This is a genomic window from Bifidobacterium sp. ESL0825 (assembly GCF_052606465.1).
Genome location: NZ_CP199589.1, coordinates 1,849,686 through 1,874,798, shown reverse-complemented (window position 1 = coordinate 1,874,798; position 25,113 = coordinate 1,849,686). Strand labels below are relative to the sequence as shown.

Sequence of the window (25,113 nt, the reverse complement as noted above, 5' to 3'; positions counted from 1 at the left end):
GCGACGCTTATGCACACTTCAGCGGATAATCGGCCCTGCCCTTCTGCCGCCGACAGTACACTAGGAGCCACAGTATTTCACGAGGAGCACTATGGACACTTCACCACTTGTGCGCTCCGCCGACCAGCCCGCTCCTCCAGACGAGGACGGCGGCCGACAGGCGCCCTGGCACAACCCCCTGCTGGACCCGCGCGATCTGCGCATGCCGCGCATCGCGGGCCCCAGCTCATTGGTCATTTTCGGCGTCACCGGAGATCTGGCCAAGAAAAAGCTCTTGCCGGCTGTTTATGACCTGGCCAACCGGGGGCTGCTTCCAGCCAGCTTCGGGCTGATCGGCTTCGGACGGCGCGACTGGAGCGACCAGCAGTTCGTCGCCTTTGCGGAGGAGAACGTCCGCGCCCACTGCCGCACCCCCTTCAACGAATCCACCTGGCGACATCTGAGCCAGGGCATGCGCTTCGTCAAGGGCAGCTTCGACGATGCCGAGGCCTTCCGCCGCCTGTCGGCCACCGTCTCGGAGCTGGATCGGGTCCGGGGCACACGCGGCAACCATGCCTTCTACATGTCGGTGCCGCCCAAGGCCTTCCCCCAGGTGGCCCGCCAGCTGGCCGAGTCGGGGCTTTCCCACTCCAAGGAAGGGGCCTGGCGCCGCGTCATCATCGAGAAGCCCTTCGGCCACGACCTGGCCTCGGCCAAGGAGCTTGACCGGGTGGTCTCCGAGGTCTTTGAACCGGATTCGGTCTTCCGCATCGACCACTACCTGGGCAAGGAGACCGTGCAGAACATCCTGGCCCTGCGCTTCGCCAACATGATGTTCGAGCCGGTCTGGAACTCCAACTACGTCTCCCACGTGCAGATCACCATGGCCGAGGACATGGGCATCGGCGGCAGGGCCGGCTACTACGACGGAATCGGAGCAGCCCGGGACGTCATCCAGAACCATCTCCTGCAGCTGATGGCCCTGACGGCCATGGAGGAGCCGGTCTCCTTCTCGGCGTCGGATCTGACGGCTGAGAAGACCAAGATCCTTTCTGCTGTCCGTCTTCCCAAGGACCTGGCTGCCCACACTGCTCGAGGCCAGTACACGGCAGGCTGGCAGGGCTCCCAGCATGTGGTCGGCTACCTGGACGAGGACGGGATCGATCCCTCCTCTACCACCGAGACCTATGCGGCCATCAGGCTGGATGTGGACACCCGCCGCTGGGCCGGCGTCCCCTTCTACCTGCGCACGGGCAAGCGCCTGGGCAAGCGGGTCAGCGAGATCGCCATCGTCTTCAAGCGTGCCCCCCACCTGCCCTTCGAGGCCACAGCCACCCGGGAACTGGGCGCCAACGCCGTAGTCATCCGCGTACAGCCCGACGAGGGCGTGACCATGCGTTTCGGGGCCAAGACCCCTGGCTCGGCCATGGAGGTGCGCGACGTCAACATGGACTTCTCCTACGGGCGTTCCTTCACCGAGGCCTCCCCCGAGGCCTACGAGCGGCTGATCCTGGACGTGCTCCTGGGAGACCCGCCCCTCTTCCCCACCACCGAGGAGGTCAATCTCTCCTGGAAGATCCTGGACCCCATCGAGGAGTTCTGGGCCGGACAGGGCCAGCCCCAGCCCTACCGCGCCGGCACCTGGGGTCCGCGGGAGGCTGATCTGATGCTGGCCCGCGACGGATACCACTGGAGGATGCCATGATCGTCAGACTGAACAACACCACTACCTCCGCCATCGCCCGGGAGATCGACGAACTCCACGTTGAACGCGGGGAGGCCGCCCAGGGACGGGTGCTGACCCTGGTCATCATCACCGAGCAGGCCCATCTGGAGACAGCCCTGGAGACCATAAACGCCGCAAGCCGCGAACATCCCTGCCGGGTCATCGCCATAGTGACCGATGCCGAAGACCATCAGGCCGGGCAGGATGCGGACCAGAGGACCGCTGCAGCACAGACCTCTGATGACTGCGTCTCCTACAAGAACACCGACCACAACGGGGATCGCACGCTGGATGCCGAAATACGCTTCGGCTCGGATGCTGGTGCCGGCGAAGTGGTGGTCCTGCGACCAGTGGCAGCCCTGCTGGACCATTCCGACGCGCTGGTCATTCCCCTCCTGGTTCCGGATGCGCCTCTGGTAGTCTGGTGGCCCACCAATCCGCCCCTGGATCCCTCGCAGGATCCCATCGGGACCATGGCCGCCAGCAGAATCACCGATGCCATGGAGGCCGACGATCGCCAGGCCACCTTCGCCGGGCTGCTGGCCCATTCGCACGCTGAGGACGTGGACCTGTCCTGGACCAGGATCACCATCTGGCGAGCGCTGCTGACCTCCATGGTGCAGCAGCCGCCCCACCTGCCCATCCGTTCGGTCAGGGTGACCGGCCAAGCCCACTACCTGCCGTTGGAGCTGCTGGCCTCCTGGCTGGCCCTGAAGCTAAAGGTGCCGGTCACAGTCGAACGCGACCCGCAGGCTCAGGCGGTCACCGGCGTCTACTTCGAACGTCCGGACGGGGTCATGAGCATGGAGCGCCACCATGACGACCAGGCCCGGATCAACCAGCCCGGTCAGGCCTCGCAGACCATCTCCATGCCCCTGCGCTCTGCCGTGGACTGCATGAGCGAGGAACTGGGTCGGTTGGATCCTGACGAGGTCTATCAGGATGTCATCCACACCGGCTGGGGAATGGTCGACCACCAGTAGACCTCTGCAGTGACTCAATCCATATGCAAACGTCTGGGTGTAGGCTGAGGCCAACATCACCTGCATGCAAGGAGGATCAGATGACCGATCGTCATGTCGTGACTTATGCCACAACCAAGCTGCTCAATCAAGCCACCGCAGCCCGGATCCTGCTGGAGCTGGGTGACCTCCTGGCCCGTCAGGACCGGGCCGATCTGGCGTTGACCGGCGGCCGGGACGCTGCGGAGGTCTATGCCCTGATGGGCGCTGATCCCCTGAGCCAGAGCGTGGACTGGAGCAGGGTCCACCTCTGGTGGAGCGATGAGCGGTTTGTGGGACTGGAAGACCCGGACCGCAACGACGAACAGGCACGGCGGGCCTGGTATGGCTCGCTGATCGACCAGGGGCTGCTGCCCCAGGCCAACGTGCATCCTATGCCCGTGGACACCCGCAGCCCAGCCCAGGTGGAAGCCGCTGACCAGGAGGAGAACGAACAGGCTCTGGCCCAGGCGGCAGCCACCTACCAGCAGGAGATCATCGACCAGCTGGGCCCTGAGGGCCGCATGGATCTGGCCGTCTTTGGCGTGGGGCCCGACGGCCACTATGCCTCCCTCTTCCCCGACCGCTCCGAGGTCAAGCTACAGGACGATGATTTGCTGGTGACGGGCGTCAGCAACTCCCCCAAGCTGCCGCCGCTCAGGGTCACCATGACCATGCCATTCATCCGCCGGACCCCCAAGGTCTGGCTCTTCACCTCAACCACTGAGAAAGCCTCGGCCGTGGCTGCAGCCCTGGGAACCACAGACGACCCCCATGTCCCCTCCTCGTATGCCAGGGGCACCCTGGAGACCCTCTGGCTCCTGGATGCCGATGCCGCCTCGGGGCTGCACTGAGTTTCGACATACAGACGATGCGCACATGTAAATAATTCAAAACTTCAAACTTTGCTTGTCTACAAGACGCTGAAATTTTCAGGCCCATCCGTATCAACGGCTAAAAGCGCAAAAATGTACCAGCTGCCTGATGGTCACTCGGTCTGGGAGCATGAACACTGACAGAGTGCGCGAGGATCTGCCCAGCAGCGCATAAGAGCCCGTATAGCGCTATCGAGCAGCCGAGGGACATTCAGCAATGCGCTCTTGCCGAGGCCGGACTCTCCCACGATTGCGACCTTCTCGCCCTCGGCGACCGTCAGCGAGAAATGTTCAAAAAGAGTGGCTGAAAATGAGCCCCTCTTAATGTTTTGCGATCCAGGTTGAGATCGATGACCTTGTTTATTGCTGCAGCACACCCAATGCGTTAGGCACATGCCTGAGCCTCCAAGTGATTAATTGAGCGACCGGGGCAACCAGCAAAAGATCAAACAGCGATGCTGCAAGCAAGGCCAGCCAGTCCATCCTGATCATTCCCCACAAGCCATAGACCATGAACGAAGCATCCTTCCTTCGCCAGGAACCACGTCCTGAATAAGCTGTCGGCGACAACAGCAACCAATGCAATCATGGAAAGACCCGCATAATATACCGACGAAGTCTGCTATAGCTCAGCCCCACCTTCAGATTGATCGTGAAATCGCTCATCATCACGCGCACGCTGATCAGCGCGCTCCAGGCTGACGGCACAATAGCGAGAACAAGGAGCATGCCGGAAGCCATGGTCGGAAAACTCAGGGAAGAGACAAAATAATCGTTGTAAGAGTCAATGCTGTCCTGCTGGCTGTAAAAGTTGAACTTGGCCCCGATCTTATTGTTGATATAAGCGCCTAATTCGGACACGTCCGCACGATCCGTATCTGCTGGAGCGAGATCCGTGAGCGCGTTGACATAAAAACTGACATCGGCCTGTTCGACGAAAGCCTTGGTGACGGGCATGACTACCGAGAACTTGTAGTACAGCTGCGCATCAAGCGCATAAAGGTGTGAATGCACCGAATTCTCGACAATGACACCGACGACCTTCACCATCACTTCTCGCAGGAGGGCAGGCTCGTGCATCTTGAGTCAAGCTCCAGACGATCAGGCTATCCCAGACTGCGCCGGTAACCTTGGTGTGCGCTGCAACTCCGTAAGGCAAAAGCCTGACGCTGCAAGTACAGTGAAAGAACCTAATAGCTAAGCGAATTTGGCTGCGCACCATGACAAGGGCCAAGCCGCGAGCCTTTGGCCGATTGACGCTTGCCTCTACTCGCTGATGGACCAATACGTACAGGCCATATCAGCTGCTCTGCTGTCTGGTCATCCGTGCAATAGCCGTATCCGACTCATCCACGATTTGACGCATGGCCTCTTCGGCAGCAGTCCCATCTCCTTGACGGATGTATGCGGCCACATCCCCATGCAAGCGAAGCGCCCGCTCATCTGCCCGCTCGGGCATCAGTTCATGCTTGGTGCGTCCTTGCAGAATCGCTGCGATGACCTTGCGCAGGGCTGCAAACATACTGTTACCTGACGAGCAGAGCAAGGTGGAATGAAATCGCTCATCAGCCTTGAGATATTCGGGACTAGTGGCCTGTTGACTATATGCAACCATGTCAATCGATGCCTGTGTCAATGCCGCCCAATCATGAGCTGTGGCCTGTGTAGCAGCCAAACGGGCGGCCAAAGGCTCCACACCAGCACGCAATTGTGAGAGCTCGTGCAGAGTCTGGGCTCGCTGTGGCCCCCGGAGTCTCCAATCGATAATCTGAGGATCGAAGATGTTCCACATGTCACGAGGATTGACTCGCGCGCCAGACTTGCGTTTGACGACCACTAGACCCATGGCCTCCAGCACCCTCGTCACCTCGCGCGTGACTGTGCGCGAGGGAGAGGTATCGCCAACATCAGGCTCCGGCAGATGTTCACCTACGCCTATGTTCCCGCTGACGATACCCATCCCCCACTCATCGAGCAATTGATCATGCATGGATCTGGCAGCATGAGAACCCGTTTTGTTCATATGAGTCGTCATACCGTCAGCATATCAACCGCTCTTTGCGGTTATTTGAAAATCACCCGATGAAGCCTCCAATTCGCCTCCGCCGCTGCTATCAGTCAGCGTGCTCAATAAATTCTTTGACCAGGCCGGCATACTCGTCCGGCCTGTCTTTGCGTGTCTCATGAGATGCGTTCAACCGATGAGCGTCAGCTTCAGGAACTGCAGCTCGCACTCGTTGCATGCACTCTTCAGAAATTACCGAGCCTAAATTCGGATCACCAGCCACTAGCAGGAAAGGCATGCGCAAATCAGGCAATGACTCTGGAGTCGCGGCAGTTCGCCAGTTATGCTGCCTGTTCACAAATTCGATATCGACATCCAGCTTGGCGTCCAGCCATGTACCTGCATCGACAGGATCCCAGGCACGCGTTTTGTTCCAGCCGTCAATCAGCAGTTCGCCAGCGCTCCAACGCTTGATTTGCCGAGCTCTGCCCATAAGCATGAGGGGGAAACCATTGTTATCGGCCTCAACCTCCCCGGCTACCCATGCAGGCTCGTCTAGGATCAGCCGAGATACCAAATCCGGCCTTTCCAAGGCAACCAGGTGAGCTACGACTCCCCCCATCGAGTGCCCCACGAGGATTATCGGTCCAGCATGCATGTCCTCAATGGCTGAGATGGCTTGATCAGCCAGGGTCTCCATCCTGAAATCGCCGTCAAGCAATGGGGTCTTGCCATGAGCATTCTGATCCAAAGCTACAATGGAACGTTCTGCTGGCATCCGACTAGCGAAGGTGGACCAGCATCGTCCTGAATCATATACCCCATGGAGGGCCACTATCGTGCTTTTTTCAGCATGTTCGGAGGATGCTGTCGCTTCCCAGCGCCAAGCGCTAAGCTGGCCATATCGCTCATGAACAGGCATTGCCGTTCTTCTATTTACATCCGACATCGTTACTTCCTCTCATTCAACGCTTTTGCCATTGCTTAAAAAATCACCCAGCAACAAGCCACCATCGCGAGTCCGAGCACTGAGGCAATGCATGAACCCAGCGACCAAGTCTTGAACGTCTGCCCCACGGTGAGCCCGAAGTACTCCTTGACCAGCCAGAAACCTGCATCATTGACATGGCTGAGGAAACCGGAACCTAGTCCTATAGCGAGCACAAGCAGGCTCAGATGCACAGGGTCGAGGCCGACAGCCAGCTGAGAGACCAGTCCGACAGCAGTCAGGGCGGCAACGGTAGCGGAGCCAGTAGCCATTCGAATAAGAGCCGCTACAATCCAGCCCATCAGGAAGGCAGACAGACTCAAAGCGCCAGCCAGCTTAGCAACCACTCCGCCAGCACCGATATCCACCAGGGTCTGCTTGAAACCGCCGCCGGCGCCGACAATCAGCAAGACCCCGGCAATGGGTGCGAAAGAGCCGCCTACAACATCCATGATCCTCTTCCAGGACATTCCGCCAGGCAGACCAAGAGTGAAGAAAGCAGCAATGACAGTCACCAGCAAAGCTACCAGAGGGGTACCCAGGAAGCCGATAATCGAAAGCAATGGCGTATGCCGGTTAGGCAGAGCAATCTCGCACACGGTGTTCAACAGCATCAGGATGACGGGCAGCAAAATCGTGACAATCACCATGAAGCCCTTTGGCTTAGGACGATTGGGATTCTGCTCGTCACTGTCATCCTCAGGCGCATAGACAGGAGCAAAACGAGCAAGTATGGGGGAAACGACTGGCCCCATGACCAGAATCAGCAGCAGAGCGATTGGCAGTCCGAACATCATCGTCAAACCCAAATCAGCATGCAGAGCATCGACAACAGCTAGAGGACCGGGATGCGGAGGCACCAAAGCATGCATTTCACCAAGTCCGAAGAGCATAGGCAGGCCGATCAGCATGACCGGGAGCTTGGAACGGCGGGCGATAAGCAAGGCTAGAGGCACCAGCAGCACAACACCGATTTCGAAGAACATGGGAATGCCGATAATGGCGGCAATCAGAGCCACTAATAAAGGCAGCAGCTTTTTGTTGCTGACTTGGAGCAAACGATCCACCAAGGTGTTGGCTCCACCTGATTCAAGCAAAAGGTTGCCTACAATGGCACCAAGTGCCACCAAGGCACCCACACCACCCATTGTCGATCCGAATCCGCTGGTGAACGACTCCATTGATTTTGTAGCGGGCACACCAACGCCTATTGCCAGAGTAAGCGAGGAGACCAGCAAAGCTATGAAGGGGTGCACTTTTGCCCATGCAATCAGGAGCACAATCAGAGCAATCGCTATCAGAGCCCAAGTAATCAATCTAGGGGTGCTTGCGACGACTGGCGCTGCTTTTGCTGCGCCAGCTGCAAGCGTTTCAATATTGGACATCATCATCCTCCGAAGAATAGGCATCCTAAGATGCTTACCATCACATACCACCTTGTAGCAGTAGCTTCATTGACGCTTTCACACTATAAATAGTATTAAAAGTATCAATTATTAATATATATACTACTTAATAATCGAATTCTAAAATCAAGTGTGCGTTTTTGCAAAAACGCTTTCAAATCAACATCATTAAGTACTATTTAATATTAGTATAGTGATATGTTGTATGAATATAACAATGTGAGACATACGGCTAACTAAACCTAGCCCGCACAAATAATGGTTACTGCCGAGCCACCGCCGAGTATCCAGGAGCTGGGGATGCCCCAAACGTGAATAGCAGTGAAAGGAAACAACATGGATTCACCCCATTCAACGAAGACAAGGCGTGCAGGGTTCGCCACAGTTCCTGCGGTGGTAGACGACACAGTACCACAAGGGTATTTGGATGCAGCGACGCCGGTTCTGGTCATCATGGGAGTCTCCGGCTGCGGCAAAACCACCATGAACGAGCACCTCGGCAGCAAACTGGGTTGGGACATGGCCGAGGCCGACGACTTCCATCCCCAGGCCAACATTGACAAGATGGCCCATGGCGTCCCTCTGACCGACCAGGACCGATGGCCTTGGCTGGACAGCATCCACAACTGGATCGCGGACCATATACGCCGAGGGGTGCCCGGGACCGTTACCTGCTCGGCCCTGAAAAGGATCTATCGTGATCGACTGCGTATGCCAGGCGTGGTCTTCATCCATCTCAGCGGGGACTACGACTCCATCATGGAACGGCTTTCCAAGCGGCAGGGTCATTTCATGAAGCCGCAGATGCTGCGTTCCCAGTTCGACACCCTAGAGCCTTTGGGGCCGGACGAGGTCCACCTGACCATTGACGTGGACCTGCGCATGTCTCCTGAAGTCGAGGCAGAGGAGGTCATCGACACTCTAGGCCTGCAGTGCGAGGTCAAGGCGCACGCCGTCCAGGTCCAGACTGAGCGCGCTCGGCAGGTAGCCCGCCAGTAGCGTCGGCAATTCGGCCCGACCGCGGCCAACCTCCAACCATCGCGGTCAGCATCAACTGTTGCAGTCAAGGGAGAGGAACTGACATTATGAAGATCGGCATGATCGGACTGGGACGCATGGGCAAGAACATGGCAGACCGCCTGCGCTCCGGCGGCCACCAGGTGGTCGGCTACGACATCGCCCCAGACTCGGGCAGGGATGTGGACAGCCTGCAAGCCCTGGTACAGGCACTTGAGATCCCCCGGGTGATCTGGGTCATGGTACCAGCCGGCAAACCCATCGAGTCCACTCTTGCTCAGCTGGGAGAGCTGATGGAGCGCGGCGACCTGGTCGTGGATGGGGGCAACACCCGCTTCATCCAGGACCAGGAGCATTCCAAGGCCCTGGCCACTCAAGGCATAGGACTGGTGGATGTGGGCACCTCCAACGGCATCTGGGGCAAAGAAAAGGGCTACGCGCTGATGGTCGGCGGCTCGGATCAGGATGTGGCCCGAATCCGGCCCATCCTGGACACCTTGAAACCTGAAGGGGACTACGGTCTGGTCCACGCGGGAGGAACCGGCGCTGGCCACTATGCCAAGATGGTCCACAACGGTATCGAATACGGGATGATGCAGGCTCTGGCCGAAGGGTACGCGGTTCTTGAGGCCTCCGACCTGATCAAGGAGCCAGGCGAGGTAATCGAATCCTGGCGCAAGGGCTCGGTCATCCAGTCCTGGCTGCTGGACCTGCTGGCCCAGGCGCTGAAAGAGGACCCACACCTGAGCGAAATCGCCGGCAAGGCCGATGAGACCGGCGAAACCAAATGGATGATCGCGGACGCCCTGGAGCTGGGAGTGCCCACACCGGCCATCACCTCGGCTCTCTATGCCCGTCAATCCTCCAAAATCGAGGACCCCATGACCATGAAGGTGGTATCCGCTCTGCGCAGCGCCTTCGGCGGCCACCCCATCGTCAAGGAGTGACCGAGTCCCGGGCGGATAACATCAGCATCCAACCTGCGGATGAACCTAGACCGTGGCGCCGTCATCAACAAAATCCGAGGGGCGAAATAACTCCGCTTCGGCAATCATCGCCCCGCCTGCCCTGGACGAACTGCAGCAGGCCGCGGATCCAGCCGCCCCGGCCCGGCAAACAGGTAAATGCAGTGGTTTCCCGTGACCAGGATCCCCTTTGACATGATCGGTTTTGAACAGCACTGACAAGAGCGACCTGGCCCGCAGGGCGGTGGATGCTCCCCCTAGCCCGTCTACGAGGAGTCGATGAAGTTCAGCCCCCACCGGACGGCTGCCGGCTGGTGGTCCGGGAATCCACAGCCAAGATCCGTTGACAGGTTGACAAAAGGGTCCGCGCTGCCGATTTAGCGGCTGTGCGGGCCCTTGCGATTCTGGCGAGAAGCTCAGTCCTGCTTGATCTCGGACTTGTCCTCGGCCCAGAGGGTGTGGAAGGCGCCTGGCTGATCCACGCGCCCATAGGTGTGGGCGCCGAAGAGGTCACGCTGGCCCTGAATCAGGGCGGCGGGGAGCCTATCGGAACGCAGCCCGTCGTAGTAGGACAGGGAGCTGGCGAAGACAGGGATGGGGATGCCGGCCTGGGTGGCGCGGGCCACGACACGCCGCCAGGAATCCTGGGCCTGCTCGACCGCCTGCTTGAAGAAGGGGTCGAAGAGCAGGGAGCCCGGCTCACGGCCAGAGGCGTATGCATCGGAGATCCGATTCAGGAACTTGGCCCGAATGATGCAGCCGCCGCGCCAGATGCGGGCAATGGCACCCATGTCCAGCTTCCAGCCGTAGACCTGGGCACCCTCCTGCATCTCGTTGAACCCTTGGGCATAGGCCACGATCTTGGAGGCGTAAAGCGCCTGGCGGATGTCCTCAATGAAGGACTTGCGAGCCTCGGGGTCGTCGGCCAGGTCGGCCATGACGGCCTTGGGCTGCGGCCCCTTCAGACCCTCTTGGGCCGCCTGACTGCGCAGCTCCGGCGAGGAGGACAGCCCCCGGGCAAAGACGGCCTCGCCGATGCCGGTCACGGGCACGGCAAGATCCAACGCGGTCTGCACGGTCCAGGTGCCGGTGCCCTTCATGCCGGCCTGGTCGGTGACGATGTCGATGAAGGGCTTGCCTGTGGCAGCATCGGTGTGATGGAGCACCTCAGCGGTGATCTGCACCAGATAGGAGTTCAGATCCCCCTGGTTCCACTCCTCGAAGACCTGGGCGATGGCCTCAGGCTCCATGCCCAGGCCCCGGCGCATCAGGTCATAGGACTCGGCGATCACCTGCATGTCGGCGTACTCGATGCCGTTGTGGACCATCTTGACGAAGTGGCCCGCACCGTCGGTGCCGATATGGGTGACGCAGGGCTCGCCATCGACCTTGGCGGCGATGGACTCCAGGATGGGCCCCAGGGTCTTCCAGGACTCATCGGTCCCGCCCGGCATCATGGAAGGCCCCAGGAGGGCGCCCTGCTCGCCACCAGAGACGCCGCAGCCCACGAAGTGCAGCCCACGGGCCCTGATGGCCTTCTCCCGACGGATGGTGTCCTTGAAGTAGGCGTTGCCGGCGTCGACGATGATGTCCCCCGGCTCCATCAGGTCGGCCAGGTCGTTGATCATCTGGTCGGTGGGATCCCCGGCCTTGACCATGATGATGGCCGTGCGGGGCTTGGTCAGCGAGGCCACGAACTCCTGCAGGGTCTTTGACGGGACGAACCGGCCCTCCTGGCCATGATCGCGGATCAGGGTCTCGGTGCGCGAATAGTGGCGGTTGTAGACCGCTACGGTATTGCCGTGCCGTGCCAGGTTCCTAGACAGGCTGGCACCCATGGCGGCCAGACCCACGACTCCGATATTGGCTTGAGCTTGTGTCATCACATCACCTTTCGACGGTAGCCCGGAAAGGCCGGGCACCAGGTTCCATGCCGTCAATTCTATGGCCCGGACCCGATTTGGGCCAGGCTCCCCAGGGTGAGATTCCACTCACTCAGCCCTTGTGGTGCTTGCCGCCCTTGATCTTGCGGGAGGGCAGGACCACACGCGTCAGCTTGGGAACCGCCCGGGTGGAGACGAACAGGGGCTGCACCTCCACGATGGGGTTGTAGGGAGCCAGACCGAACCATTTGATCGGCGAGCCCGCCACCTTGCGGATGGCGTACTTGACCTTCAGCGAGAAGGCGCCGCGGGAGTCGATCTTGGACTCGGGCATCAGGGCCTTGTGGACCAGCACATAGGTGACTGTGCCGATCTGCGGGTCCTCGTCCACCTTGGGGTAGATGGAGGGCTGCTTGGGCAGCTCGCCGCTGTCGATCAGCTCGTGCATGATCTGGTGCAGGTAGGTGGCCACATTCTGATCCACCTTGAAGCCCAGCCTCATGCGCACGCGGAAGAGGTAGTTGGTGCCGAAGTTCTCCACCGAGTACTTGCGGGTGTAGGGGGCGTCCGTGGTCTGGACTGAGACGGCCCACCAGGCCCGGGCCCGCTTGGGCCGGTTGGCGAAGATGGAGAAGAAGATGTCGGTGTCCAGCCGCCGCATCTCCGCGTCCGAGGTCAGATAGACCAGGTTGTCCGCGTAATAGGGGACACGGAAGTCGTTGTGGAGCATCTCCAGGGCGGGCAGACACTCCTTGGCCGTCATATGCCGACGCTGCGAGCGCTCCACCTTGGTGCCCACATCCCAGGTGTACATGATGTAGAGGATGGCCGCGGTCAGCAGCATGGTGAACCAGCCGCCGTGCATGAACTTGGCCATGGAGGCCATGAAGAAGAGGATCTGGATGGCCAGGAAGACCGCAGCGAAGAGCAGGGAGAGCGCCCGCTTGCCGTCGTGCCAGATGTAGTCAGCCAGCAGAACGGTGGTGGTGATCATGGTCACCGTCAGAGCCAGTCCGTAGGCGGCCGAAATATGCTCGGAATCCTTGAATATGGCCAGCACCGTCAGCGTGGCCACACACAGGACCCAGTTGATGGTGGGGATGTAGAGCTGGCCGCGGGTACGCGCCGGGTAACGCACCTGAAGGTGAGGCATCCAGTTGAGGCCGGTGGCCTCCGAGACCATGGTGAAGGCGCCCGTGATCAGGGCTTGCGAGGCGATGACGCCGGCCGTCACCGACAGGAGGACCGCCACGTACCGCACGGTGGTGGGCATCATCTGGAAGAAGGGGTTGAGCCCGTCCACACCCTGCAGGGCCTTATTGTCGCGGTTTCGCAGGATCCATGCCCCCTGGCCGAAGTAGTTGAAGACCAGGGCGATGTTGATGAAGGGCCAGGTCGCGTAGATGTTGCCGCGGCCCACATGCCCCATGTCGGAATAGAGGGCCTCGGCTCCGGTGGTCGACAGGAAGACCGTGCCCATGATGGTCAGGCCCACCGGATTCTGCGGGCTGAAGAGGAAGCGGATCCCGTAGACCGGGTTCAGCGCCTCGAAGATGGACCAGTCGTTGCCGATGCAGTAGATGCCGATCAGGGCCAGGAAGGCGAACCAGACCATGACCACGCTGCCGAAGACCTTGCCGATCCGCTCGGTTCCGCGCGACTGGACCGCAAACAGGATCAGGATGATCACGAAGGTGATGACCATGGTCAGGTTCCCGTTTTCACGGAAGATCGGAGTCAGCACAGGGATGGTCTTGAGTCCTTCGACTGCCGAGGATATGGAGACCGCCGGGGTCAGCACCGAATCAGCCAGGAAGGCTGCGCCGCCGACCATGGCCGGGATGGCCAGCCATTTGCCGTAGTGCCGGACCAGGGTGTACAGGGCGAAGATGCCGCCCTCGCCCTTGTTGTCGATGCGCATGGCCACCAGAACGTACTTGACCGTGGTGATCAGCGTGATGGACCAGAAAACCAGGGAGAGCATGCCCAGCACGGCCGCCCTGTCCACACGGGCCATGCCTCCCTGCCCTGCCACGAAGGCCTGCATGGTGTACAGGGGTGAGGTGCCGATGTCTCCGTAGACCACGCCCAGGGCCACAATGCACATGCCCAGGCTGATCCTGTCTGGCGAGGACTGCACCCGCCGCCACCAGCGACCCAGAGGACCCTTTGGCGGGGTGCGACGACGCTGGGCTGCCCGCTGGGCCTCGCGCCGGACCCGCTTGAGCTCGTTCTCCTCCTCCCGGGTGCGGGACTTGGCAGAAATCTTGGGAGCCTTGGTGAAGCTCTCCTGGGGAAGTATCGATTCTTTCGTCGGCCGACCCTTACGACGGGCCGTCGTCGGCTTCGCCCCTTTTTCACCGGATAACCGGGGTGGTTCGTCAGCGCCCCTGCCATCATCCTGAGCCGCCAACTCATGCCGCTCATCCGCCATAGAGCCCTCCATCGGCCAAAGCCTTCACTCATCTACTTCCGGGTGCCGTATGTTGCTGTTTGCGCACACGTGCGACGACAACCGTAGCACTCTCCCCCCACACTTGGCAGAGGTGATTCAGACCGCGACACACCATTAGCTTAATCCCGCCCTGGCACTATGCGTCGAACATCCTTCACAGGCCATAAACCCGGCGCGTGGTGGCTGCTGTCGCTTCGGCCACTTGGGCCAGGGGGCGATCCAGGGCATCAGCCATAGCGCGCAGGGTGTAGGGAATCATGTAGGGGGAGTTGGTGCGTCCCCGGTAGGGCATGGGACTCAGGTAGGGCGCATCGGTCTCCACCATGATGTGGTCCATGCCGACCACGGACAGGGCCTGGCGGATTCCCTCGTTGCCCTTGTAGGAGACCGTCCCAGAAAAACTCAGATACCAGCCGTGCTCGGCGGCCACCTGGGCCATCTGCCCATCCCCCGAATAGGAGTGGAAGATCGTGCGTTCGGGAGCGCCGTCCTCCAGCAGGGTCTCAATAACCTGCCGATGGGCGTCGCGGTCGTGGATCTGCATGGGCAGGCCCAGCTCCTTGGCCAGGGCGATGTGGTCGCGGAAGGCCTGCCGCTGGATCTCTTCGGCCCCCTGGCCGGTTCGGAAGAGGTCCATGCCCGTCTCTCCGATGGCCACCACCTGGTCGGGATATGCCCGAGCCAGGCGGGCGACCTCCTCAAGCGCCTGCTCGAAAGAAACCTCATGCCAGGGCTGATATTGCAGCGGCAGTCCATCCGGTCCCGGCACCCCTCGATGGCCGTGCAGGACGGCCTCATTGGGATGGATGGCCAGGGCCGCGTGAACCACCCCGGGATGGGCCAGGGCCAGATCCACAGCCGTCTGCAGGTTGGGCAGCTCGCAACCCACGTCGATGGCCCCGACCACCCCCACAGCACGGGCCCTTTCCAGCTGCTGGTCGACTGTGCGGACGGGGACCGGATCCTGCCCGCGCTCCCTGGCCTGCCGGTCCATCTCCTGGGCGAATGGGACCACGGAGGCCATGTGGGTGTGATCGTCGATGACTCCGATGCCTTCGGGCAGCGGCTCGGGATCGGGAGCCCAGCTGCGGTTGCGATGATGCTTGCTCATGGTCCACAGTCTAAGGTCTTGTGCGGCCCAATCTTCGACCCGCCCAGGTGGCCGACTCCGCCAAAAGGGAGGACTGCAGCTAGAATCACCTCTGACGGCCCAGGACCAGCCGGATAGGAAGAACGAAGAAGCAGCCGTCGTCCGTCTGCCAGTCCCCCGCCGCCGCGGTACCGTTGCCGAAGGCAGAAAAGGTGGATTATGTCTATGGATTGGCAGCCCTCGTTCGAGGCGACCAGCGCCTACCTCTTCGTCCACTTCACCGGCCATGAACAGGCTGAGACGGATGAGCAGCTCTACTTCGCCCTCAGCCGGGACGGCCTGCACTGGCATGACCTGCGCGCCCAGGGAGACCCTGTTCTGACCTGGAGCGAGGGCGAGGGCGGCGTACGCGACCCCTATATTGTTCGAGGCCCTGACGGCCTCTTCCACATCATCGCCACCGACCTGTCCGTCTACCACAGGGGCGGCTGGCAGGAGGGCCGGTCCACGGTGGATGGATCCACCGGCCTGGTCATCTGGGATTCGCCGGACCTGGCCCACTGGGGCAGACCCCGCCTGGTGGACGTGGCCTCGGCCATACCCAAAGCGGGCATGGCCTGGGCACCGGAGGCCTGCTGGGATGCCGACAGGGGGCAGTGGATAGTCTTCTGGGCCACGGCTGCCGCCGACAGCGCCGAGGATCCGACCGCAGCCGACCTGGCCAACGAGCTGGGTGACGGCATCAACATGTACTACGCCACCAGCACTGATCTGGTTTCCTTCTCCCGCCCGGTCAAGTGGATCGACCGCAGCAACGGCATCATCGACACGACCATGCTCAAGGCGCCCGACGGCTGGTGGTACCGGGCCTCCAAGGATGATCAGATCACCCTGGAACGCACCCGCAACCCCTATGCGGCCACCCATGAGCTGGTGCGTACCGACGACGACCAGGCCTGGTCATACCTGTCCAACCTGACCGACATCTTCGGCCAGGGGCGCTACTCCTCGCGGTATCTGGAGGGCCCCGAGCTCTTCCTCTACAACGATGCCGACGCCGCAGGACCCGACGGCAGAACCATGCCTTTCGGCTTGATCTGCGACCAGTTCGCGGAAGGCCGGGGCTATCTGCCCTTCCGCTCCGCCGATCTGTCTTCCAGAGAGCGGCAGGACTGGGCCTTGGTCAGCGACATGAACTTCGGCCGGCTGACCAAGCGCCACGGCTCCATCATGCCCATCACCGAGAGCGAGTATCGAGTTCTGAAACGGACCCTGACCCGCTGAGCGACGGCAGCATGCAGGCAACCATGACGAAGCCTGACACGAATAAAATCCCATAATCGTGTGTTATTGCTCCAAGGTTCTCTCTCTTGCTCCTCCATAGGGGACAAGACCAGCAATAACTTAGCACGGAGCCATAAGTGAATAGGATCCAGATATCTATAACCACAACCTTTTTGAAAATTTATTTTCGGGACTATAGACTCACCTGAGTTCGTTATCCCCCGTTCCAGCCGTCCCCAATTAGCCTGGTAGTCACCCAATCTGTTTCTCCCTAGGGGAGCCCTGTAATCCAAATCCAAATTACCCTTAGCCGTACGGATTATGGTGTACCAAGACTCGTGCAGACGACAGTAAGCGCCACTCTTGGTCAAGAGCTCCCGATATATGCGGCACTCCACGATCTGGTCTGCATTCTCAACGGTAGAAAGCCCATAGACGATAACTTGATTCATGATCATGCCTGCCAAAATGGGATTAGCATTGCTAGGATTTTGTTCCCCACAAATAGCAAGAGGATAGGAGCGATTCTGCCTGCGTCCGGTCTGCAGTAGAGGGAATCCACCGAAGATTGATGCTATACAAGCTTCTCGTAGAATCGACATATACCACAGCATCCTCACGTTCCCTTTTGAACTTCTCCGATCTGATTTCTTCTCGTTGGCACGACCGTCACGAGAGCACCTAACTGATGACAGGCATCCGGATATGTCACTCACCACTGTGGCTTATGTGTGATAAGTTGCCTCTTCAAGGCCACGCAGACCCATCCTAAATCAGCCAAACGTAGCCAATCCTATTGGAGCTCTAGCCAGATATAACCCCAGATTTTAGACTTATCTTTGCTCGGCACGATGCCAATCCAGCTCTCAAAGGATATTGTCTAAAACGGCGCACAATAAATTTCACGCCGTTATGAACATCTGCTTAACCCTCGCGACCAGTTTCTCTCAGCCTGAATCATTTCATGACCAGAGAACGTTCGCCAAGACCAGCTACAGAGACTTCACGTAGGTATAGACAACCCGAGGAGACATCACATGTATAGCCCCGTCTAATGTCAAAGAAACACATAAGCTAACAGTCACCTATCACCTGCCTCATTAGTAGGGGACAACAACATCACACTCTACATGGATGTCCTTGGACTTTAACCGTGATCTCTGGACCGGCAATCCGTTGGATGTCAACATCATCGTGAGTAACTGTCACTCTAAACCGAGTGCTACCAACAACAAGCTGATAGGAGAGACGATCCCACTCCTCAGGCAGACGCGGGTCGATGCTCAGCCCTGTACCACCAGTGTCCCGCAAGCCGCCGAAGCCACAGATCAGACTGGACCAGACACCTCCACAGGCGGCAAGGTGAATCCCGTCATCTGTATTAGCGTGCAGGTTGGAAATATCAGTAAATAGAGACTGCCGGAAGTACTTCATAGCTAAATCACCCCTACCAACCTCAGCCGCAACAATACACTGGGAAGCAGCAGATAGGGTCGAGTCCCCTGTGGTAAGTGGATCATAGTAGTCGAAATCAGCAAGCTTCTGTTCAGGCGTAAACCACGAACTGAGCAAATAGAGGGCCATAACTACGTCAGTCTGCTTAAGGACCTTGTGGCGGTAAATCACCAAAGGATGATAATAGAGCAAAAGAGGCCGAGCTGTGAACCGATCGAAGTGCCACCGCGGGCGTTCCATGAACTGGGCATCCTGTGCATGAACTCCTTCGTTGTTGTCATAGGGAACAAACATAGACTCGGCAGCCCGTTGCCATGCCTGAGCCTCCTCGTCATCGAAGTGGAGCCGTGCACGAATCTGTCCGATCAGATCTACGCGATTCCGGCGTAGAAACTCGTAGCCTTTATAGGCGGCCAACAGATTAAAGCTCGCCATCTCATTCGTATAGAGGTTGTCATCCACCAAGACAGTGTATTCATCCGGACCAGTTACGCAATGAATATGAAAACGGCCATCATCTTTATATCTTCCCAAGCTCATCCAAAGACGGGCAGTTTCGACCAGGATATCAATCCCCTCGGCTGCCAGAAAGTCCTTATCATTACTAACCTGAATATATTGGGCAACGGCATAGGCAATGTCCGCGTCGATATGGTACTGGGCTGTCCCTGTCGGGAAATAGGCCGAGGCTTCCTCACCATTCACGGTACGCCATGGGAAAAGAGCTCCGCTCAAATTCAAGGCCGCTGCCCTTCGTCGAGCAGCCGGTAGCATCAAATAACGGAAATGCAATAAAGCGCGTGCACGTTGCGGATCAGAATAGATCAGGAAGGGAAGAATGTAAATCTCCGTATCCCAAAAGTAGTGACCGCTATATCCAGATCCACTGAGCCCTTTAGCTCCAACACCGTTGACAATCTGCGCCGTCGACTGAGCCAGTTGGAAAAGCTCCCAGTGGATCAACTGCTGGGTGCGACCATCATCCTTGGCCGCAACTTTAATATCTTCTTGCTTCCAGAATCTTTCCAGCCATTTGCGCTGGAGATCTTTGATTCCCTGAACGTCTTGAAGGCCAGCTTTCTCCAAGACATCTCGGCACTCCTCCACCAGATGACGGGTGCCTTCCCCTTTAGTTTGCACTACCAGACCATTCCCTGTAGTACCTTCGGGCAAAATCGGATGACTTCGGTAGGCGGCATAACGAACCAGCCGAGCCGAGTCACCACGCTTAATCTCAAACCGCCAGGACTGTCCCTCAACTGGTCGACCGTTTTTATACTGCTTCACACCTAATGCCACACTCAGGCGAGAATTGTTGCAGCGATATACGTGGTAGTTCCCTCCAACTTCCGGATATGCTTCGTTAGCAAGTACTTCGTGAATACCGCACCCGTCGACAGTCTGCGACTTACGAGGATCCTTGACCGCAGAATGTTGAGACATATCAACGTTAATCGCTCCATCCACGACTACAGTTATGTCTCGATCAGGAGATTCCATTTGGACTACAAAAACGGTCAAATCCTTATTGAACAGACAGACCATCCTCTCCAAACTGACTCTTAATCTAGCTCCATCGTCAAGCTGATAATCACAAACAGTGGTAGAAATGCCTGATCGAAAATCCAACTTCTGCTGCATCGTCTTGGGATGACTTAGCGGCAGCCCCTCGACTTTGAAGACAAAATCAGATGCATCTGGCACACCTTGAATGATCTGTCCTACCTTTGCATATCCATAGCCGCCCTCAGGGTGGGTAATATCAAAAGTGTCGTGAAACCCGCTCAAAAAGGTGCCACTACCCAAGGAGCGTGTACCATCACCCTGTCCTCGGACGCCGATATTGCCGTTGGTCACCGAGAAATTCGTTGCGCTTACTTCATCGGGGCTTCCTATTTCAGTGAAGCTCCACTCATCTATTGGATATCGATCCGAGTCCAAGTTGGGATCCCGTTGAAGTCTGCGTTCTCCGCAATCGTCTTCAATCAATTCAATGAGGTTATCCACAACATGGTCCGCACCCGCTTCCAGCAGTTCCTTTCGACCTGCTCCACGATCCACGCCAATAACCAATCCGAACCGACCAGCATGGCCTGCGGCTACGCCCGACAAAGCATCCTCTACGACTAAGGCATCCTGATTACGAAGCCCCAGCTGCTTAGCTGCATACGCATAGGTATCTGGGGCAGGCTTACCTGCAAGCCCTAATTCACTCTTGGTATTTCCGTCCACTACTGTATCGAAGAACCCAGCTATACCGGCAGCTTGTAAAACGGCAGCCGCATTCTTCGAACTGGACACTACGGCAAGTTTTTTCCCACTAGCACTGAGATGACGCAAAACATCTATAGTATCCGGATAAGGCTTGATGCCTTGTTTACTTAGCATGCGCTCAAAATTAGCGTTCTTTCGATTTCCGTACCCACAAATTGTGTCAGTCTCAGGTCCATCATCCGGATTGCCCCAGTCCAGATGTATACCGCGACTTTCCAGGAATGCGTAAACACCGTCATAGCGTGGCTTACCATCTACAAAAGTGTAATAATCCTGCTCGGTATATGGATCAGATCCTTGGGGCAAAACCTCGTCAAAGAGCTGCTTCCAGGCTGCTTTATGCAACTTGGTAGTGGGCACTAGCACCCCATCCAAGTCGAAAAGGGCACAGGCGAATCGGGTGATTTTCATAAGATTCAATCCTATTGCCCCTTTATGACGAAAACGCCCATCAAAAGCAGCTCTGGAACAGTTTTACACAAGGTGGACAGTTCACACACTCGAATCTTACCAAGACACCAAAGCACGAATGTCTTATGGGTTCGAGTTAGTGAATATCGTGCCAAACTCTGCGTGTGATCCTCGTGATTTCTTTTCTTATTCTTTGACGGCTCCTGCGGCGAGGCCGGATTGCCAGTATTTCTGCAGGAGGAGGAAGGCGATGACCAGGGGGATGATGGTGACCAGGCTGCCGGTGATGACCAGGTTCTGGATGGCCTGCCCGCCCGCGGTGCTGGCCTGGTCCTTCCACTGGTTCAATCCGATGGTCAGCGGGTACCAGTCCGCGTCCTTGAGCATGATCAGGGGCAGGAAGTAGTTGTTCCAGGTCGCCACGATCGTGAACAGGGCGCAGGTCACGATCCCCGGCGCCAGCAGGGGCAGGCTGATCGTGCGGAAGGTGCGCCACTCCGAGGCGCCGTCCACGCGCGCCGCCTCCAGCAGCTCCCCGGGCACGGCCTGGTCCGAGAAGATCCACATCAGGTACAGGCCGAAGGGGCTGATCAGGCTGGGGATGATCATGGCCCAGGGCGTGTTGGTCAGCCCCAGCTTCGCGAACAGCAGGAACTGCGGGACCGCCAGGGCGATGCCCGGCACGCTGATCGCGCCCAGCACCACCGCGAACACCGCCTTGCGGCCCGGGAACCGGAACTTGGCCAGCGCGTACCCGCCCATCACCGCCAGCAGCGTGGCGCCGCCCGCGCCCACCACCACGTACATGAGCGTGTTCGCCAGCCAGCGGGCGAAGATCCCGTCCTGGTAGGAGAACACCTCCCGGATGTTGTCCCACAAGGCGAACGAACGGCCCGGCCCCAGGCCAAACGTGCTCGTGAAATCCGCCTGCGTCTTCGTCGCGTTCACCAGCAGGTAGGCGAACGGGAACAGGCAGTACAGGGCGAACACGCCGCACGCCAGCGTCAGCCACACCGACCGGCGCGGATTCGACGGGTTCGAGAACCCGCTCGACGCCGCACGACGCCGCTCAGCCCGCTCGTCCGCCGCCACCCGCCTGGCCCGCGCACGCTCCGCCGCCCGCACCCGGCGGCCCTCAGCATCCAGCACGCTCATCGCATCTGCTCCCTCATGCTCCGCAGCTGCACCGCATACGCCACCAGCATCGTCAACGCCGCCATCACAATAGCCAGCGCAGCCGCATAATTGGACTGATTGCCCGAAAAACTCAGATTATACGCATACATGTTCGGCGTGTAATACGTCGTGATCGCATTGCCCGGCACCATGTTCTGCATCACGCTCGGCTCGTTGAACAGCTGGAAGGAGCCGATGATGCTGAAAATCACCGTGATCGCCAGCGAGCCCCGCAGCTCCGGCAGCTTCACCCGGCGCACCACCTGCCACTCGCTCGCCCCGTCGATCGCCGCCGCCTCATACAAGGAGCGCGGCACCGTCGACAGCGACGAATAGAAGATCAGCATGTTATACCCCGTGAACTCCCACGTCACGATGTTCCCGATCGACGCCAAAAGCACCGACGGCTGCAGCACATCCACATGCGTGCCCAGCCACGCGTTCAACGAGCCCACCAGCCCGTACTTCGCCCCGTACATGAACCCCCACACCAGGGCCGACACCACCGCCGGCACCGCATACGGCAGAAACGTCGAAATACGGAAGAACCGCATCCCATGCAGACGCAGCGAATCCAACGCCAACGCCATCAACGCCGACAAGCACAGCATGATAGGCACCTGCACCACCGTGAACACCACCACCCGGCGCACCGACGACCAGAACTGCCCGTCAGCCAGCAGACGACGATAATTCGCCAACCCCACAAACACCGTCCCCCCGACCATCCGATGCTGAAACAAGGAAATCCACACCGCATACAACACCGGCACCACAAACACCACCACAAACACCACCGCAAACGGCCCCATAAACAACCAACCACGCCAACGAGAACGATCTGCGTTTCTGGGTTTCTTTAAGACGCTCATGGAACTTCTCCTTTCTAAACTCCAGGCAAGCGAGGTTATTCAACCGACTCCGATGAGTTAATTCCAGCTTCGATGACCATCTTTACGTCCCATGAACCTAGTTCGATCGGCTTCTCCGTCGGGCTTTTTTCCTCGCATGAGGATAACAAGTAGGGACCAGGAACTGAGACCGTGGAAGGACGCCAGTCCCAATTGAAGTACCAGTGGATTCTCTGATTGTCGGCATTGTGAGCAGAGGCGTGCGTTACATGCCCCTCCATTTCCTTGTCCTTATTGGCCCATTCGTCTGAAGGCAGAGCCCAGTCCAAAATGGAAGCTGCCAATTGAATATTTGGCACAGTGCCAACCAGAGTTACCCTTCCGGTGCCGGCCGCAGCCGAAGTCACTGCAGAAAAGCCCGAAAAGAACGGGTGATCAACACCGACCAATGAGTCTGCCCCTCGACCACGAAGACAGTCGATCCATTCGGTGGCACAGGAACCTTTTCTGAGTGTCATCAGACCAGTTGCTACAACAGGTAAATCACGATCAAGTTTTGATGACTCTTGATAATCTGCCCGAGCTAAAGTGCTCAATCCCGCTGGTTGCACATCCGCGCGAGCAACTGCCATCGAGTCCGCATAGAGGCTGCGTGGACCAAGAATCAAATGACCGCCTGAATGCACATATTCGATCAGCCAGTCCCGCATTTCATCGCTGCAAAGATAGAGCCCTGCAACAATCATGACTGGGTACCTGACGCAGAATTTTTCTGGTCTTAACTTGAGCCCATTAACATCAACCAACTGCGAATCAAAAAATATTCGAGCCTGATGCCCAGAGAAGAAAACACCACGATAAAAAGACTCGAAAATCTGATCGTAAGCATTTTCATTTCTAGTTCTATGCGGCGCTTGACTTTTGTCCTGAGCAATTGGAGGTTCGTAAGACAGCCCTGCCCTAGAATCAACTGAATATAACATCGCGATGTCATAGTCGGGCATCAATCCTTGAAGAACATCTTCCTGCGCATGTATTTCTTGCCCGAGTGCCGCTATTTCTTGATAGGACCTACCAGGTTTGCCATCATGGGGCAGTACGCTGCCCCAGTACATTTCAGCCCCAAATGGAAGTTGTCGCCATTGCCAGTATTCGATCATCCGGGCACCACGAGCTATCATTTGCCAGGCAGCCATCCGCAACTGACCGGGATAAGGCGGATACATATCGGCAGACCCACCAATCGGTCCTCCATTAGTTTCAGCTACCAAAAACGACCGCTGTTTTACAGCAAAAGTCCTATCGGAGAGTAAAGAGATTTGCCAGCTTCCAGTAGGAAGCCATGGCAAATGGTTGTCAGCCTGATTGCTGAAATTGAGGCCATCCTGGGCTTGGTAGTAAATATCACTGCTGGCCACATCCAGTTCGTCGGATGACAAACTTTCGTCAAAGGCCGTTCTGCCTAAAGCCATGTTAACGGTTATAAACTGATCATGCCGACACAGTTCTTCTATGCATTCACGTTGCCAATGCAACATCTGGTTAGTCAGCTGATATTGATACCGTCTCCACTCAATGTCGTACTGAGGTTGGCAATTTCCTTCAGGCCGCCATAAATCATCCCATGTGCTGAGCTCATGAGACCAAAAGACTAGCCCCCAAGCCTCGTTCAGAGCCTTGATGCTTCCATATCGCTGGCGCAGATAATCTTTAAAGCCTTCGAAAATGGAAGGCGATGTATCAATTCGGTAACCCGGCTCATTATGAAGTTGCCAGCCTATGACGGCAGGGTGGGACGCATAACGCCCTACGATTTTGCGAATAATGCGTTCGGCATAAAACCGGTAAGCTGCGTGACTGTAGTCATGCTCTTCCCGCCAGCCGAAAGGCATGGGTTTGCCATGATCATCATGAAGCGCCACCTCAGGATACTTCCTTACCAACCACTGAGGAATGGCAAAAGTAGGAACGCCGATAATGGCATGAATACCACTCGATAGGGCAGCATTCAAAGTTGGCTCTAACCAATCCAAATTAAAGACGCCGTCCTCCGGCTCCCAGTGCGACCAGCTGCCCTCACCTACTCGAATCACGTTCATATGAGCCTGACGCATCAGACGCATATCCTCTTCGAGGTGCGATGTACTCTGGTACTCCGGATAATACGCAGTGCCAAACAACAAATCATTTGATGCCTGCATCACATCTCCTTTGAATGTGAACGTTCATTTATATAACTACATACAGTAAAACATGCTTTTTAAAGGAACGC

At 58.0% G+C, this 25,113-nt stretch carries 19 protein-coding genes; 6 read left to right on the top strand and 13 right to left on the bottom strand.

The window, feature by feature from the left end:
• The first annotated feature begins 202 nt into the window (after positions 1–202).
• The 3 genes from zwf (at position 203) to pgl (ending at position 3,560) form a co-directional block, all read left to right on the top strand.
• Positions 203–1,684, top strand: a complete 1,482-nt coding sequence (gene zwf, locus ACUIAG_RS07905; RefSeq protein WP_231575765.1) for a glucose-6-phosphate dehydrogenase — start codon at positions 203–205, stop codon at positions 1,682–1,684.
• On the top strand, positions 1,681–2,688 hold the full coding sequence (locus ACUIAG_RS07900; RefSeq protein WP_445339584.1) for a glucose-6-phosphate dehydrogenase assembly protein OpcA: 1,008 nt from the start codon (positions 1,681–1,683) through the stop codon (positions 2,686–2,688). Before zwf ends, ACUIAG_RS07900 begins: the two co-directional genes overlap by 4 nt.
• A gap of 80 nt (positions 2,689–2,768) precedes the next feature.
• Entirely contained in the window at positions 2,769–3,560 is a 792-nt protein-coding gene (gene pgl / locus ACUIAG_RS07895; RefSeq protein WP_445339583.1) for a 6-phosphogluconolactonase, read from the top strand.
• A 134-nt stretch (positions 3,561–3,694) separates the two neighbouring features.
• On the opposite strand, the gene ACUIAG_RS07890 is transcribed toward pgl, so the two are convergent.
• The 6 genes from ACUIAG_RS07890 to ACUIAG_RS07865 all read right to left on the bottom strand — a co-directional run bounded on the left by ACUIAG_RS07890 (position 3,695) and on the right by ACUIAG_RS07865 (position 7,983).
• The gene (locus ACUIAG_RS07890) at positions 3,695–3,976 is read right to left on the bottom strand and encodes an ATP-binding cassette domain-containing protein (RefSeq protein WP_445339582.1); all 282 of its coding nucleotides are present in this window, start codon (positions 3,974–3,976) and stop codon (positions 3,695–3,697) included.
• The gene (locus ACUIAG_RS07885) at positions 3,942–4,094 is read right to left on the bottom strand and encodes a hypothetical protein (RefSeq protein WP_181414382.1); all 153 of its coding nucleotides are present in this window, start codon (positions 4,092–4,094) and stop codon (positions 3,942–3,944) included. The genes ACUIAG_RS07890 and ACUIAG_RS07885 overlap by 35 nt, the downstream gene beginning before the upstream one ends.
• Before the next feature lie 72 nt (positions 4,095–4,166).
• Positions 4,167–4,661, bottom strand: coding sequence for a hypothetical protein (locus ACUIAG_RS07880; protein ID WP_445339581.1), 495 nt, complete (start codon positions 4,659–4,661; stop codon positions 4,167–4,169).
• 220 nt (positions 4,662–4,881) lie between these two features.
• Positions 4,882–5,616, bottom strand: a complete 735-nt coding sequence (locus ACUIAG_RS07875; protein WP_445339580.1) for a FadR/GntR family transcriptional regulator — start codon at positions 5,614–5,616, stop codon at positions 4,882–4,884.
• A 79-nt stretch (positions 5,617–5,695) separates the two neighbouring features.
• A complete protein-coding gene (locus ACUIAG_RS07870; RefSeq protein ID WP_445340396.1) occupies positions 5,696–6,508 on the bottom strand; it encodes an alpha/beta fold hydrolase in 813 nt (270 codons plus the stop codon).
• A 62-nt stretch (positions 6,509–6,570) separates the two neighbouring features.
• Positions 6,571–7,983 carry a GntP family permease gene (locus tag ACUIAG_RS07865; protein ID WP_445339579.1) on the bottom strand — a complete coding sequence of 471 codons (1,413 nt, stop codon included), beginning with the start codon at positions 7,981–7,983 and terminating at the stop codon, positions 6,571–6,573.
• A gap of 420 nt (positions 7,984–8,403) precedes the next feature.
• Here ACUIAG_RS07865 and ACUIAG_RS07860 point away from each other — a divergent pair, with 420 nt between their 5' ends.
• Both ACUIAG_RS07860 and gnd read left to right on the top strand, forming a co-directional pair.
• Positions 8,404–8,979 (top strand): gluconokinase, encoded by a 576-nt coding sequence (locus ACUIAG_RS07860; RefSeq protein ID WP_445339578.1) that lies wholly within the window; start codon positions 8,404–8,406, stop codon positions 8,977–8,979.
• A gap of 86 nt (positions 8,980–9,065) precedes the next feature.
• Complete coding sequence (gnd, locus tag ACUIAG_RS07855) at positions 9,066–9,944, top strand: phosphogluconate dehydrogenase (NAD(+)-dependent, decarboxylating) (protein WP_445339577.1); 879 nt, start codon at positions 9,066–9,068, stop codon at positions 9,942–9,944.
• A 434-nt stretch (positions 9,945–10,378) separates the two neighbouring features.
• On the opposite strand, the gene gndA is transcribed toward gnd, so the two are convergent.
• From gndA to ACUIAG_RS07840, 3 genes are all read right to left on the bottom strand, one after another.
• Positions 10,379–11,845: an NADP-dependent phosphogluconate dehydrogenase gene (gene gndA / locus ACUIAG_RS07850; protein ID WP_313841654.1), complete on the bottom strand. Its 1,467-nt coding sequence runs from the start codon at positions 11,843–11,845 to the stop codon at positions 10,379–10,381.
• A 112-nt stretch (positions 11,846–11,957) separates the two neighbouring features.
• Positions 11,958–14,279 (bottom strand): KUP/HAK/KT family potassium transporter, encoded by a 2,322-nt coding sequence (locus ACUIAG_RS07845; RefSeq protein WP_445339576.1) that lies wholly within the window; start codon positions 14,277–14,279, stop codon positions 11,958–11,960.
• 175 nt (positions 14,280–14,454) lie between these two features.
• The gene (locus ACUIAG_RS07840) at positions 14,455–15,411 is read right to left on the bottom strand and encodes a TatD family hydrolase (RefSeq protein ID WP_445339575.1); all 957 of its coding nucleotides are present in this window, start codon (positions 15,409–15,411) and stop codon (positions 14,455–14,457) included.
• A 198-nt stretch (positions 15,412–15,609) separates the two neighbouring features.
• Between ACUIAG_RS07840 and ACUIAG_RS07835 the strand changes: the two genes are divergently transcribed.
• Positions 15,610–16,674: a glycoside hydrolase family 43 protein gene (locus tag ACUIAG_RS07835; protein ID WP_445339574.1), complete on the top strand. Its 1,065-nt coding sequence runs from the start codon at positions 15,610–15,612 to the stop codon at positions 16,672–16,674.
• Between the two features lie 1,119 nt (positions 16,675–17,793).
• Here ACUIAG_RS07835 and ACUIAG_RS07830 read toward each other — a convergent pair.
• From ACUIAG_RS07830 to ACUIAG_RS07815, 4 genes are all read right to left on the bottom strand, one after another.
• Positions 17,794–20,814: an HAD-IA family hydrolase gene (locus ACUIAG_RS07830; protein WP_445339573.1), complete on the bottom strand. Its 3,021-nt coding sequence runs from the start codon at positions 20,812–20,814 to the stop codon at positions 17,794–17,796.
• A gap of 186 nt (positions 20,815–21,000) precedes the next feature.
• Entirely contained in the window at positions 21,001–21,969 is a 969-nt protein-coding gene (locus ACUIAG_RS07825) for a carbohydrate ABC transporter permease (protein ID WP_198200905.1), read from the bottom strand.
• Positions 21,966–22,862: a carbohydrate ABC transporter permease gene (locus ACUIAG_RS07820; RefSeq protein WP_445339572.1), complete on the bottom strand. Its 897-nt coding sequence runs from the start codon at positions 22,860–22,862 to the stop codon at positions 21,966–21,968. Before ACUIAG_RS07820 ends, ACUIAG_RS07825 begins: the two co-directional genes overlap by 4 nt.
• Before the next feature lie 35 nt (positions 22,863–22,897).
• Positions 22,898–25,042 carry a beta-galactosidase gene (locus ACUIAG_RS07815; RefSeq protein ID WP_445339571.1) on the bottom strand — a complete coding sequence of 715 codons (2,145 nt, stop codon included), beginning with the start codon at positions 25,040–25,042 and terminating at the stop codon, positions 22,898–22,900.
• Between the last annotated feature and the right edge of the window lie 71 nt (positions 25,043–25,113).